The sequence below is a fragment of the Arthrobacter sp. P1_B11 genome, assembly GCF_056406715.1.
In genome coordinates this window covers 94,774-107,194 of the sequence record NZ_JBFTZQ010000001.1, presented here as the reverse complement: position 1 = coordinate 107,194, position 12,421 = coordinate 94,774, and the positions used below count along the sequence as shown (strand labels likewise).

Here is a 12,421-nt window from a genome sequence, read left to right as displayed (position 1 = left end):
CGGCGTCAAATGCGACCAGCCGGGCACGGATTCATTTCGGCGCGTGCACGACGGCTCGATACACTGGGGCCATGACTGAAACCGCTTCTTCCGCCGTGCCCGCTGCCCAAACGCTGTCCGACGATTCCCGCTCGGCCTACGGATTCGGAGTGGCCACCGTTGCCACCCGCAACGGTGAAGCCACGGTGCTGGATGTCTGGTTCCCGGCCCCCGCCCTGGGCGTGGCAGCCGAAAGCCTGCGCGCAGTCGAGAACGCCGATGAAACCCTTGGCGACATCGCGGCCGGCGGAGCGGACGCGGACCGCGGTACTGAGCAGAAGGTAGTGTTCGTCCAGATCAACCTCGACGAAGCACCGGCGGACACGGCGGATGCCTACCTTCGGCTGCACCTGCTGTCGCACCGACTCGTCCGTCCCAACACCATCAACCTGGACGGCATCTTCGGCAAGCTCCCGAACGTCGTGTGGACCAACTTCGGCCCCTGTGCCGTGGACGGCTTTGAGCTGACCCGCGCCAAATTGCGCAAGCGCGGCGCGGTGACCGTCTTCGGCGTCGACAAGTTCCCGCGCATGGTGGACTACGTGGTCCCCGCCGGCGTCCGCATCGCCGACGCCGACCGCGTCCGCCTGGGCGCGCACCTCGCCGAGGGCACCACTGTCATGCACGAGGGCTTCGTCAACTTCAATGCCGGCACGCTGGGCACCTCCATGGTCGAAGGCCGCATCTCCGCCGGCGTCGTGGCCGGGGACGGCACGGACGTCGGCGGCGGCGCCTCGATCATGGGTACCCTCTCCGGCGGCGGCAAGGAAAAGATCGCCCTCGGCGAGCGGGTCCTGCTGGGCGCGAACTCCGGAGTCGGCATCAGCGTCGGCGACGACTCCGTGGTGGAGGCCGGGCTTTACGTCACTGCGGGCACCCGGGTACGGGTTATTGGCCCGAAGGACGCCGACGGCGAGGACACGAGCCGGATCGTCAAGGCCGTGGAGCTGTCGGGGGTTCCGAACCTGCTGTTCCGCCGCAACTCCACCACCGGCGAGGTGGAGGTACTCCCCCGCAAGGGCCAGACTGTGGAGCTAAACGACGCCCTGCACGCCAACTGACCGTCCAGGAGCGGCCGGCACCCGAACCGGCCGGCCGCCCCGGACCAAGGGAGTAACCTCGTGACACGCCGACGCAAGCTGCGCGGAGCGGTCGTTGTGCTGCTCTCCGTCGTGCTCGTCGGCGGCGGCATCTACACCGCCGTGGCCTTGCTGCAACAATCGGAGCAGCTGGTCACGGAAGAATGTACCGCCGCCGTCGGTTCACAGCGGGCAGAACTCGCCACCGACCAGGCGGCAAACGCCGCCCTGATCACCGCCATTTCAGTGCGGCGGGGACTGCCGCCGCGCGCCGCAAGCATCGCCCTGGCGACTGCCATGCAGGAATCGAAGCTGCGGAACATCGAGCACGGCGACCTGGCGGGTCCGGATTCCCGGGGGCTTTTCCAGCAGCGCCCTTCGCAGGGCTGGGGCACCCTGGAACAGGTCATGGATCCGCACCACGCAACCAATGCCTTCTATGACGCGCTGGTCGAAGTGCCTGGCTACGCAGAGATGGACATCACCGAAGCAGCGCAACGTGTGCAGCGTTCGGCCTACCCGCGCGCCTACGCCCAGCACGAGGAGATGGGCCGGGCCTTCGCCTCGGCGCTGAGCGGCCAGGCGCATACTGCACTGGACTGCACTCTTCGCTCACCGGAGCGGCCCGGTGAGCCCGAGGCCTTGCTCCAGGAGCTCGAGGCCGCGTACGGCAGCATCCCTTCCTCGACCTCCGGCCCGACTCTGGTACTTGAGGCCACGGGCGACCTGGCGTGGTCGCTGGCCCACTGGGCAGTGGCAAATGCCAAGGAATTTGCGGTTGCACAGGTGGATGTGGACGGAAAGAGCTGGGACCGGCGGGCACGGAACGGGTGGCAGGATTCACCAGGCTCCGACGGTACGGTAACAATCACCTTTGCCGAGGCACCCGCCTGATGGGTTCCCCGAACGGCCGGGCTTCCCGCCCGGCCGGGTCACTCTTCCCTCAGACGAGAATTTCCACGACAGGCTGCACGTAGCTCCGGAACACTTCAGGCTGCTGCAGCAGACCATGGCTCATGATGATCTTGTCCGGTTCGAGGAACCATGCGCGCTGTTCGTCCAGCGGCAGTTCGATGATCGTCAGGTCGAAGTCGCGTGAGTTCCGGCCCACCTCCAGCAGCCGGTCCTCCACGATGTCTTCCAGCAGGTGCACCGATCCTCCGGCCACCCGCTCGGCCTCCAGTTCCGCATACTCCTTACGGCGTTCGCGCGCCCAGGTGAGCGCTGCGCCGAAATGTGCCTGCAGGACCCTCCGCAGCGCCGGGGAATTGGCGAACGACCGGAATCCGGGCGGCGACATTTCCGGGGACATTTGCGGATGCGCCTTCAGCAGTTGCTCCCACCACGCTTCCCACTCGGTCTTGAGGGCACTGATCCCGCCCACCTCGGCGGTCAGGTGGGAATGGTCCGCGTGCCTGACTTTCGGGGCGGCGTGGGACAGTGCCGGAAAGCCGGCACCGTCCAGCCCGGCGACGTCACGTATGTAAAGAGCAATGAGCATGGGCCCCGACGTGTCCATGGTGATCCGCCAGCCTGGACCGCCTGTGTGCTGCATCCGTATGCCTCCCTTGGCATGTTCCTATCCGCCCCCGATTGACGCGGCATCCCGCTCTCCGGCTCCAGTCTATTCCCCCAGCCCGGGGACGTTAATGCTTGGGTGCCAGCGGTCCTTCCAGCCCTGCCAGATGGGATTCAAGCACGTCCTGGCACATCTCCAGGGTCATCCACTCCGGCTGCAGGAGGGCATGCATCGTCAGGCCATCGAGCGTGGCGAGGAGCCGCTCCGCTTCGGTGACCAGCCGCTGTTGCCCGCCACCATCATCTTCGACAAGACCGGTGATCAACTGCCCGACGACGGCGGCCACCGCCCGGTGGCTTCGATCCGCCTCGGCAGCAAGGAACGGCCGGATTCTCGCGGCATTCTTGAAGGCCAGCCAGGCGCAGGCGTCCAGCGCGCGTTGTTCGTCCAGCGGAAGGAATTCACCCAGCAGGGTTAATACCGCCGAGCGCTGCGTCTCGCTGCCGGCTGACGAAGCGGACACGCCGGCATACGCGCCGCTCAGTCGTGCCACGATGCGGTCCACCACGGACGCAAAGGAGAAGGCCAGCAATTCCTCGCTGCTGGCGAAATAGTGCCGCACGGATCCGACCGCCAGGCCTGCTTCGTCGGCCACTTCCCGGAGGGATGCCCGCTCCAATCCGTCGGAGGCGATGATCCGGCAGACGGCATCTACGATCTCCTGGCGCCGGGCGGCGGCATCCACAATTTTCGGCACTCTTTGTTTTTAGCACGGATGTGCTGCAGGGATAGGCCGCCCCGCCGCAACGTGACCGGCCACACACAACGGACACATTCAGCGGGGTCCCTGCCTGCTGGGATAGCGTGGGAGCATGAAAATTCTGGTCACGGGTGGCACCGGCTACATTGGCTCGCACACCGTCTTGTCCCTGCAGGAAGCCGGTCATGAAGTCGTGGTGATCGACAATCTGGTGAACTCCAGCGAGGAGTCCCTGCGCCGGGTGGCTGAACTCACCGGCAAGGAAGCCGTCTTCCACCGCGTGGATCTCGTGGACGAGGCCGCGGTCGACGCCGTGTTCGACCAGCACGCCATCGATGCGGTCATCCACTTTGCCGGCCTCAAGGCTGTGGGCGAATCCGTCCGGGAACCGTTGAAGTACTACCACAACAACCTCGTCGGCACCCTGAACCTGATCCGTGTGATGGACCGGCATGACGTCCGCTCGATCGTCTTCAGCTCTTCGGCTACCGTCTACGGCGAGCACAATGCCGTCCCGTACGTAGAAAAGATGGAAATCGGCGCGAACAACCCCTACGGCCGCACCAAGGAGCAAATCGAGGACATCCTCGCCGACCTCGGTGCCGCCGACGAGCGCTGGCACATTGCGCTGCTGCGCTACTTCAACCCGGTCGGCGCCCACCCGTCGGGCCGGATCGGCGAGGACCCCCAGGGCATCCCGAACAACCTCGTGCCGTTCATTGCCCAGGTCGCGGTCGGCCGGCGCGAGAAGCTCATGGTCTTCGGGGGCGACTACGACACCCCGGACGGCACCTGCCTGCGCGACTACATCCACGTCGTGGACCTCGCCGACGGCCACGTCGCCGCCCTGAATCATGTGGCAGACCGCACCGGCGTGTTCCGGTGGAACCTCGGCTCCGGCAGGGGATCCTCTGTCCTGGAAGTCATCCGTTCCTTCGAAAAGGCCGTCGGGCGCCCCATCCCCTACGAAATCACGGGACGTCGCGCCGGCGACCTCCCTGCCTTCTGGGCAGACGCCACCTCGGCCCTCGCCGACCTTTCGTGGTCCACCACCAAGACGGTGGACCAGATGTGCGACACCTCGGAAGGTGGGCGGCCGCCGTCGTTGTTGCTTGTGTCCCTGCTGCCTTAGCGTGCCGGGTACTGGCGCTCGGGCTCTCCTGTGTAGAGCTGCCGCGGGCGGCCGATCTTCGTATTAGGATCGCTGATCATTTCGCGCCACTGGGCAATCCAGCCCGGCAGGCGGCCGATCGCAAAGAGCACCGTGAACATCTTCTCGGGGAAGCCCATGGCCTTGTAGATCAGGCCGGTGTAGAAGTCCACGTTCGGGTAGAGCTTGCGCTGGATGAAGTAGTCGTCATTCAGGGCCTTCTCTTCGAGACGCAAGGCGATGTCCAGGAGTTCGTCGTTGCCGCCGAGCTTGGTGAGGATCTCGTGCGCCGTGGCCTTGACGATTTTGGCACGCGGGTCGTAGTTCTTGTAGACCCGGTGTCCGAAGCCCATGAGGCGGACGCCATCTTCCTTGTTCTTGACCTTCTCCATGTAGTCCTCGGGCCTGGTGCCGTCGGCCTGGATCTGGCGCAGCATCTTGAGCACGGCCTCGTTGGCGCCGCCGTGGGCGGGGCCGAAGAGGGCGTTGATGCCGGCGGAAACGGAGGCGAAGAGGTTGGCGTTGGAGGAACCCACGAGGCGCACTGTGGAGGTGGAACAGTTCTGCTCGTGGTCTGCGTGCAGGATCAGGAGCAGATCCAGCGCCTTGGCGACAACCGGGTCCACCTCGTACTGCTCGGCCGGAAGGCCGAAGCTCAGGCGCAGGAAGTTCTCCACGAGGTTGTGGGAGTTGTCGGGGTAGAGCATGGGCTGGCCGATGCTCTTCTTCAGGGCGTAGGCGGCGATGACCGGCATCTTGGCCAGCAGTCGGTAAGTGGAAACTTCCACCTGCTCGGCGTTGAACGGGTCCAGCGAGTCCTGGTAGAACGTGGACAGCGCCGACACAGCGGAGGAGAGCACCGGCATGGGGTGCGCATCGCGGGGGAAGCCGCTGAAGAAGCCCTTGAGCTCTTCGTGCAGCAGAGTGTGGTGGCGGATGCGCTGGTCAAAGGATTCCAGCTCAGTGGGGGTGGGCAGGTTGCCGTAGATCAGCAGGTAGGACACTTCCAGGAAGCTGGAGTGCTGGGCAAGCTGCTCGATCGGGTAGCCGCGGTACCGCAGGATCCCTGCGTCGCCGTCGATGTACGTGATCGCGGAGGTGGTGGCAGCGGTGTTCATGAAGCCAGGGTCAAAGGCAACGGCGCCGGTCTGCTTCAGCAGTTTGGAAACGTCGTAGCCTTCGTTTCCCTCTACAACCTTGATGCGCGGGAGCTCGAGCTCGCCGCCTGCGTGGCGCAGGGTTGCGCTGGTGGTCTCAGTCATGGAGTCCCCTTCATGAGGCATCTGGGCCTCTGTAGAAAGCTTGATCCAACATCAGGTGAGCCGCGCGGGGATCCCGCACAGGCGGGAATTCCAACGGCCGTGCTGCCTTCTTGTAGAAAGCCACCATTGATAGTCAGTTAAAAAGTACCGTCACTTTCAGCCTGCTACTAATCCGGGACACGCTTATACGCCGCAAAATGCGTCACTTGTGGCGGGTGTCACACCCATTGTTACGGGGCCGTTGCTCCGGAACCGCGGTTAGGCGGTCGCAGCCAGCCGGGCCACGGCAGTGTCGATCCGCTCGTCGCTGCCGGTCAGCGCCACACGAACGTAACCGTTGCCGGCCTCGCCGTAGAACACGCCCGGACCCGCCACGATCCCGCGTCCGGCGAGCCGCTCAATAGTGTCCCAGGTGGCTTCGCCTGCCGTGCACCACAGGTAAAGTCCCGCGGAGGACTCATGGATCTTCAGTCCGAAGCCTTCGAGGGCCGGCACAATCCGCGTCCGGCGGCCGCGGTACATGTCCTTCTGCGCCTGAACGTGGGCGTCGTCGCCGAGGGCCACGCGCATTGCCTCCTGGACCGGGTAGGGAACGATCATCCCGGCATGCTTGCGGCTGTTCACCAGGTTCGCCATGATGGCCGGGTCTCCGGCCACGAACGCTGCCCGGTAGCCGGCCAGATTGGATTGCTTGCTCAGGGAATAGACGGCAAGGAGCCCGTCATGGGAACCGCCCGCCACCCGGGGATCCAGGATGCTGGGGACTGCCTGCCCGCCCCGCTGAAGATCCCACTCGCCCCAGCCGAGTTCCGCATAGCATTCGTCCGAAGCCACGAGCGCCCCGACGTCCCGCGCCTGGTCGACGAGTTTTTTCAGGGAGGCGGCGTCCCGGACACTTCCGGTCGGGTTGCCCGGGGAATTGACCCACACGAGCCGGACCTTCGCCCGGGTGGCAGCATCGAGTTCGTCGAGATCATCAGCAGCCACTGCCGTCGCTCCGGCGAACGTCGCACCGATGTCATACGTGGGGTAGGCAACGGCGGGACGGACGACGACGTCCCCCGGCTTCAGCCCAAGCAGGAACGGCAGCCATGCCACCAGTTCCTTGGAGCCCACCGTCGGCATGACGTCGCGGGGATCCAGCCCCTCAACGCCCCTGCGGCGTGCAAACCATCCGGCGATGGCCTCCCGGAGCGCCGGGGTGCCGTGCACTGTGGGATAGCCGGGAGCGTCTGCTGCGGCCCGGAGGGCCTCCTGGATCACCGCGGGCGTGGGATCCACCGGCGTCCCGATGGACAGATTGACTGCTCCACCCGGATAATCAGCCGCTTTGGCCAGGTAGGGCGCCATGGCCTCCCAGGGGTAGTCGGGAAGGCTCAGGCCGAAGCTCCGCACAGCTGTTGTCACCGAAGCGCCCGCCTCAGTCCTGGTTCTGCGGCGGCAGCGCGGCAATCATCGCGTGGTCGGTGTGGGTGTTGCCGACCTTCGCGGCGCCGCCCGGGGAACCGAGCTCGTCGAAGAACTCGACGTTGGCCTTGTAGTAGTCGGCCCACTCTTCCGGGGTGTCGTCCTCGTAGTAGATGGCCTCGACCGGGCAGACGGGCTCGCATGCACCGCAATCGACGCATTCATCGGGATGGATATAGAGGGAACGCTCGCCTTCGTAGATGCAATCGACGGGGCACTCCTCAATGCACGCCTTGTCTTTGACATCTACACACGGCTGCGCGATTACGTACGTCACGTCCCTTGCCTCTCCACGTTGGTTCCGGCGCTGGCCGGTTGGTGCTTCCGGCCTGCATGCCGGTCTATCGACTTCCGAGCCTATTATCTCCCAGCACCGTTCCGCGAATGAAGCGCCGCGTCACACTCGGGAAGCGGCATACGATAAACGCGTGAGTCTGACAACGCCCCCGCCCCGCGAGTTCCTGGCCGCCGCGTCCCCCGGGACCCGGGTGGTGGTGCGCTACAGGGTCGACGGCGGTTATACGGATGCGCTGGGAGACCTCCTGGAGTGCCGGGCAAGTGACTGCACCGTACGTACCCGAAGTGCCGACGTCGTGGTTCCCCTCGACCTCGTGGTGGCGGCAAAAGAGGTGCCGCCCGCACCCGCGCGGCGCAGACCGCAAACACGACACTGACTTCCGGTCAGCCTGCCTCGACCTGACTGGGCAGTTTCCGCATGCCCAGCAACGGCGAGAACAAGACCGGTGCGACCGCCAGGAAGCTTCCCGCCGTGCCGATCCAGATCACCGGCACGAGCCCAAGGTGCTCGCCAAGGAGGCCGGAGGCAAGCGCCGCCAGCGGCATCACTCCCCACACAACGAACCGGATGGACGCGTTCATCCGGCCCAGGAGCCTGGCCGGACACACCCGTTGGCGCATGCTGAGCTGCATGATGTTGTAGACCAGGACAACGAAGCCGAAACCGAACTCGGAAAGGAGCAGCAGCGCCAACGAAATCCCGGGCTGGGCAATCATGGCCGCCACTGGAACGGGTATCAGGAACACCGCGCTGACACTGGCGCAGACCGGTATGACGGTGCCCTCGCCGGCCCACTCGGCCAGGCGCGGGGCAGCGATGGCGCCCAGCAGTCCACCGACCGCGCCGGCCGCCATGATGAGACCCATGCCCTGCGGCCCAAGTCCGAGATTCCGGAGAATGAGCACCGGGAGCATGGTGAAAATCAACATGCCGCAGAAGTTCATCGCGCCGGTGCAGACGGCAATCCGGCTGATCAGCGGATGCCGGATCACGAACGAGAGTCCTTCTTTGATCTCGACACTCAGCGGCCGCCTGTCGGCTGCCGGCGCGGCCACCTCGCGGTCACGCGTGCGGGCGAGGAACACTGCGGAGAGCAGGTAGCCGGCGGCCTCCCCTATGAACAGCACCGGCGCAGTGACCACCGTCAGCAGGAGGCCTCCCGCTGCGGGTCCTCCGATTCTGGCTATCTGGGCCGTCGCTTCAAGTTTGGAGTTGGCCTGGCCGACGTTGCCGGGAGAAACGAGAACAGGCACGTAGCTCTGGTACGACACATCAAAGAACACCGTGGCCGTGCCCACTATCGCGGCGACGACGTACAGGTGCCAGACTTCCAGCAGGCCGCCCCACCACAGCAGCGGCACCGCCGCCATGGCGGCGGTCCTGACGATGTTGGCGGCGATCATGGTTCGCCTCTTCAGCCAGCGGTCTACCCACGCGCCGGCTGGCAGCCCCACGACCAGGAACGCTGCCAGGCCGGCAGCATTCAGCACGCCGACCTCGAATGCCGTGGCCTGCAGCATGGCCACGGCAAGCACCGGGAACGCCAACTGTCCCAGCTGGGCACCAAGCTGGCTCATGGTTTGGCCGGTCCAGAAAGTGGTGAAGTTACGGTCCAGCAACAGGGATCTGGTTGCTTCACCTGCAGCAGTGGATTCGGCGGTCACCGCATCAGTTTCCAGTGGTGATTGATATATGTCAATCACTTATTGCTGGCTAGACTTGCGCTATGACACCCGCGCCGGAGAGCGATGAAGCGGACCTGGTGGCGAAGGGCCGCGCGCTCAGCTCCCCGCTCAGGCTTCGGATTCTACGGCTGTGCCTGCACCAGGCCCGCACCAACAAGGAAATCGCAGAACTGCTGGGCATCAATCCCGCTTCCAGCCTTCATCATGTGCGCACGCTGGTGCGGACCGGTTTCCTGCTGGCGGAGGAGCGCCGGAAGGGTCGGCGGGGGGCAGCTGAGGTGCCCTACATCGCAAGCCGCAAGTCCTGGAGCACTCCGGTGGACAACGTCTCCCCCATCCTCATCGAGACGTTCCTGCAGGAAACCCGGGACCTTCCGCCGGAGGACATTGAGGTCTGGCGCCTGGGAGTGAAGTTCAACGATGCCCGGCGCGAGGAAATGCTGGGCAAGCTCCGCGCGGTGCTGGACGAGTACATGGCACTCCCTGCAGACGCCGACGGCCAGGCCACCTCTTTGATGATCGCCCACCACCGGGACCCCACAGCGGACTAGGCTGGCGCTCCGGTTGCCGGGCCCGGCGCGTTTGCGGCCGGAAGCCGGCGGCGGTACCGCCGGCACCATGCCAGCATCAGCACCGTGACAACGGCGATCCCGTAAACCCAAAAGTTCCCGGCGAGGTCCCCGGCAATGAGGCGCTTTCCGGGCTCCATGGCCGACCACCACCCTGCCAGGACATAGCAGAGAACTCCGCAGGCCGCCGTCGGGATAAGCGACCGGAACGCCGCACCCAAGAACAGTTGAAGCGAGCCCAGGAGCGCCAGGGCAGCCAGCGCGCCGAGCGGCAGCGCGACGTCGGCCGCCACCAGCAGTAGCTGGCGGTGCAGTGCCGTGCCGGCAACGGCAGCAAAAAGAGCTGCCGGCACGGCGGCGGCAACGCCGCCTGCCATGCCGGCAGCTCTATTGTTCACGAGGGTGATGACCGGAACGTGCCTGGATCAGACCTTCGCGCGGGCGCGGTTGGCCTTGGCGCGCTCGTTGGTGTCAAGGATGAGCTTGCGGATGCGGATGGACTCCGGGGTCACCTCAACGCACTCGTCCTCGCGCGCGAATTCGAGGGACTCTTCGAGGGTCAGATCGCGGGGCGGCGTCAGGTTCTCGAAGGTGTCAGAGGAAGCGGCACGCATGTTGGTGAGCTTCTTTTCCTTGGTGATGTTCACGTCCATGTCGTCGGCGCGGGAGTTCTCGCCAACGATCATGCCCTCGTAAACCTCGGACGTGGGCTTGACGAAGAAGGAGCCACGTTCCTGCAGGTTGATCATGGCGAACGGCGTCACAACACCGGCGCGGTCGGCGATCATCGAACCGTTGGTGCGGTACTCGATCGGACCGGCCCACGGCTCGTAGCCTTCGGAGATGGATGCCGCGATGCCGGCGCCGCGGGTGTCCGTGAGGAACTTGGTGCGGAAACCGATCAGGCCACGGGCCGGAACGATGAATTCCATCCGGCACCAGCCGGTGCCGTGGTTGGCCATGTTGGTCATGCGGCCCTTGCGGGCAGCCATGAGCTGGGTGACGGCGCCGAGGTACTCTTCGGGCACGTCGATGGTCATGTGCTCCATCGGCTCGTGGACCTTGCCGTCGATGGTCCTGGTGACCACCTGCGGCTTGCCGACGGTCAGTTCGAAGCCTTCGCGGCGCATCTGCTCAACCAGGATGGCAAGGGCGAGCTCGCCACGGCCCTGGACTTCCCAGGCGTCGGGACGCTCGGTGGGCAGAACCTTGATGGAGACGTTACCGATCAGTTCCTTGTCCAGGCGGTCCTTCACCTGGCGGGCAGTGACCTTGGCGCCCTTGACCTTTCCGGCCAGCGGCGAGGTGTTGATACCGATGGTCATGGAGATCGCGGGATCATCCACGGTGATCAGCGGCAGCGGCTGGGGGTTCTCGGCGTCGGTCAGGGTCTCACCGATGGTGATCTCTTCGATGCCGGCGACGGCGACGATCTCGCCCGGTCCTGCGGACTCGGCCGGAACGCGGTCCAGTGCCTTGGTGGCCAGGAGTTCGGTGATCTTGACGTTCTTGAGCTCACCGTTGGCGCGTGCCCAGGCGACGGTCTGGCCCTTGCGCAGGGTGCCGTTGTAGATGCGGAGCAGCGCGAGGCGGCCAAGGAACGGGGAAGCGTCCAGGTTGGTCACGTGGGCCTGCAGCACGCCGTTCGGGTTATACGTGGGTGCCGGGATGTGCTCAATGATGGTCTTGAACAGGGGCTCAAGGTCCTCGTTCTCGGGCGCTGAGCCGTCGGCCGGCTGCTCGAGGGAGGCGCGGCCTACCTTGGCGGCTGCGTAAACCACGGGAACTTCGAGGATCTTGTCCAGGTCGAGGTCCGGAACCTCGTCCGCGAGGTCGGAGGCCAGGCCCAGGAGCAGGTCCATGGACTCGTGGACAACTTCTTCGATCCGCGCGTCGGGGCGGTCGGTCTTGTTGACCAGCAGGATGACCGGCAGGTGCGCGGCCAGGGCCTTGCGCAGTACGAAGCGGGTCTGGGGCAGCGGGCCCTCGGAAGCATCAACGAGGAGCACCACGCCGTCCACCATGGACAGGCCGCGCTCAACCTCGCCGCCGAAGTCAGCGTGGCCCGGGGTGTCGATCACGTTGATGGTGATGGTCTCACCCTTGGAGGACGGTCCGTTGTAGGCCACGGTGGTGTTCTTGGCCAGGATGGTGATGCCTTTTTCGCGCTCAAGGTCACCGGAGTCCATGACGCGGTCTTCGAGGTGGTTGTGCTCGGCAAAGGAGTTGGTCTGCTTGAGCATGGCGTCGACCAGGGTGGTCTTGCCGTGGTCAACGTGGGCCACGATCGCGACGTTGCGCAGGTCACTGCGCGATGCAGTGGCTACCGCAGTGTTGGTGGTGGTTTCAGACATGCGTTATTGCTCGATTCAGTGGTGAAGTCAGCTGTTGTATCGCGACATTTCCAACTGGAACGCACGACGGATCAGTCCCTTTAACACAGGGCACCTACAGCTAGTCTAAACGCTCTGCCATTTATTGGCCTAAAATCCGAAAGCGCGCCCTCCCCCGGCCCGTTACCAAATCGTGAGTCCGCACGCACGTCACGTGAGCAATCTCACTGGCTTTTCCCGAACTGATCCATCACTATTGC

Annotated in this window: 13 protein-coding genes; 5 read left to right on the top strand and 8 right to left on the bottom strand. The window is 65.1% G+C overall.

Annotation, left to right across the window (positions count from 1 at the left end):
• Positions 1–71 precede the first annotated feature (71 nt).
• Positions 72–1,100: a 2,3,4,5-tetrahydropyridine-2,6-dicarboxylate N-succinyltransferase gene (gene dapD / locus AC1D14_RS00485; RefSeq protein ID WP_230119050.1), complete on the top strand. Its 1,029-nt coding sequence runs from the start codon at positions 72–74 to the stop codon at positions 1,098–1,100.
• A 60-nt stretch (positions 1,101–1,160) separates the two neighbouring features.
• Positions 1,161–2,012 (top strand): hypothetical protein, encoded by an 852-nt coding sequence (locus AC1D14_RS00480; protein WP_230119049.1) that lies wholly within the window; start codon positions 1,161–1,163, stop codon positions 2,010–2,012.
• Positions 2,013–2,061: 49 nt separating this feature from the next.
• Here the strand turns inward: AC1D14_RS00480 and AC1D14_RS00475 are convergent, their stop codons facing one another.
• A complete protein-coding gene (locus AC1D14_RS00475; protein ID WP_230119048.1) occupies positions 2,062–2,673 on the bottom strand; it encodes a hypothetical protein in 612 nt (203 codons plus the stop codon).
• 91 nt (positions 2,674–2,764) lie between these two features.
• Positions 2,765–3,394 carry a TetR/AcrR family transcriptional regulator gene (locus AC1D14_RS00470; RefSeq protein WP_230119047.1) on the bottom strand — a complete coding sequence of 210 codons (630 nt, stop codon included), beginning with the start codon at positions 3,392–3,394 and terminating at the stop codon, positions 2,765–2,767.
• Between the two features lie 115 nt (positions 3,395–3,509).
• On the opposite strand from AC1D14_RS00470, the gene galE reads away from it, so the two are divergent.
• The gene (galE, locus tag AC1D14_RS00465; RefSeq protein ID WP_476967921.1) at positions 3,510–4,529 is read left to right on the top strand and encodes a UDP-glucose 4-epimerase GalE; all 1,020 of its coding nucleotides are present in this window, start codon (positions 3,510–3,512) and stop codon (positions 4,527–4,529) included.
• Here galE and AC1D14_RS00460 read toward each other — a convergent pair.
• The 3 genes from AC1D14_RS00460 to fdxA all read right to left on the bottom strand — a co-directional run bounded on the left by AC1D14_RS00460 (position 4,526) and on the right by fdxA (position 7,553).
• Positions 4,526–5,809 carry a citrate synthase gene (locus AC1D14_RS00460; protein WP_230121516.1) on the bottom strand — a complete coding sequence of 428 codons (1,284 nt, stop codon included), beginning with the start codon at positions 5,807–5,809 and terminating at the stop codon, positions 4,526–4,528. The genes galE and AC1D14_RS00460 overlap by 4 nt on opposite strands.
• Before the next feature lie 258 nt (positions 5,810–6,067).
• A complete protein-coding gene (gene dapC, locus AC1D14_RS00455; RefSeq protein WP_290369807.1) occupies positions 6,068–7,216 on the bottom strand; it encodes a succinyldiaminopimelate transaminase in 1,149 nt (382 codons plus the stop codon).
• A 13-nt stretch (positions 7,217–7,229) separates the two neighbouring features.
• A complete protein-coding gene (gene fdxA, locus AC1D14_RS00450; RefSeq protein WP_230121517.1) occupies positions 7,230–7,553 on the bottom strand; it encodes a ferredoxin in 324 nt (107 codons plus the stop codon).
• Positions 7,554–7,704: 151 nt separating this feature from the next.
• Here fdxA and AC1D14_RS00445 point away from each other — a divergent pair, with 151 nt between their 5' ends.
• A complete protein-coding gene (locus AC1D14_RS00445; RefSeq protein ID WP_476874568.1) occupies positions 7,705–7,950 on the top strand; it encodes a putative acetyltransferase in 246 nt (81 codons plus the stop codon).
• A gap of 7 nt (positions 7,951–7,957) precedes the next feature.
• On the opposite strand, the gene AC1D14_RS00440 is transcribed toward AC1D14_RS00445, so the two are convergent.
• On the bottom strand, positions 7,958–9,238 hold the full coding sequence (locus AC1D14_RS00440; protein WP_230118683.1) for an MFS transporter: 1,281 nt from the start codon (positions 9,236–9,238) through the stop codon (positions 7,958–7,960).
• A 62-nt stretch (positions 9,239–9,300) separates the two neighbouring features.
• Here AC1D14_RS00440 and AC1D14_RS00435 point away from each other — a divergent pair, with 62 nt between their 5' ends.
• Positions 9,301–9,810: a helix-turn-helix domain-containing protein gene (locus AC1D14_RS00435; RefSeq protein WP_230118682.1), complete on the top strand. Its 510-nt coding sequence runs from the start codon at positions 9,301–9,303 to the stop codon at positions 9,808–9,810.
• Here the strand turns inward: AC1D14_RS00435 and AC1D14_RS00430 are convergent.
• A complete protein-coding gene (locus AC1D14_RS00430; RefSeq protein ID WP_230118681.1) occupies positions 9,807–10,205 on the bottom strand; it encodes a hypothetical protein in 399 nt (132 codons plus the stop codon). The two genes, AC1D14_RS00435 and AC1D14_RS00430, sit on opposite strands and share 4 nt — an antisense overlap.
• A gap of 48 nt (positions 10,206–10,253) precedes the next feature.
• On the bottom strand, positions 10,254–12,182 hold the full coding sequence (gene typA / locus AC1D14_RS00425) for a translational GTPase TypA (RefSeq protein ID WP_230118680.1): 1,929 nt from the start codon (positions 12,180–12,182) through the stop codon (positions 10,254–10,256).
• Between the last annotated feature and the right edge of the window lie 239 nt (positions 12,183–12,421).

Coding starts and splice junctions, on each gene's coding strand:
- AC1D14_RS00475 (WP_230119048.1), bottom strand. CDS start 2,673: ATGCAGCACACAGGCGGTCCAGGCTGGCGGATCACCATGGACACGTCG.
- typA (WP_230118680.1), bottom strand. CDS start 12,182: ATGTCTGAAACCACCACCAACACTGCGGTAGCCACTGCATCGCGCAGT.
- AC1D14_RS00435 (WP_230118682.1), top strand. CDS start 9,301: ATGACACCCGCGCCGGAGAGCGATGAAGCGGACCTGGTGGCGAAGGGC.
- dapD (WP_230119050.1), top strand. CDS start 72: ATGACTGAAACCGCTTCTTCCGCCGTGCCCGCTGCCCAAACGCTGTCC.
- galE (WP_476967921.1), top strand. CDS start 3,510: ATGAAAATTCTGGTCACGGGTGGCACCGGCTACATTGGCTCGCACACC.
- AC1D14_RS00460 (WP_230121516.1), bottom strand. CDS start 5,809: ATGACTGAGACCACCAGCGCAACCCTGCGCCACGCAGGCGGCGAGCTC.
- AC1D14_RS00430 (WP_230118681.1), bottom strand. CDS start 10,205: ATGGCAGGCGGCGTTGCCGCCGCCGTGCCGGCAGCTCTTTTTGCTGCC.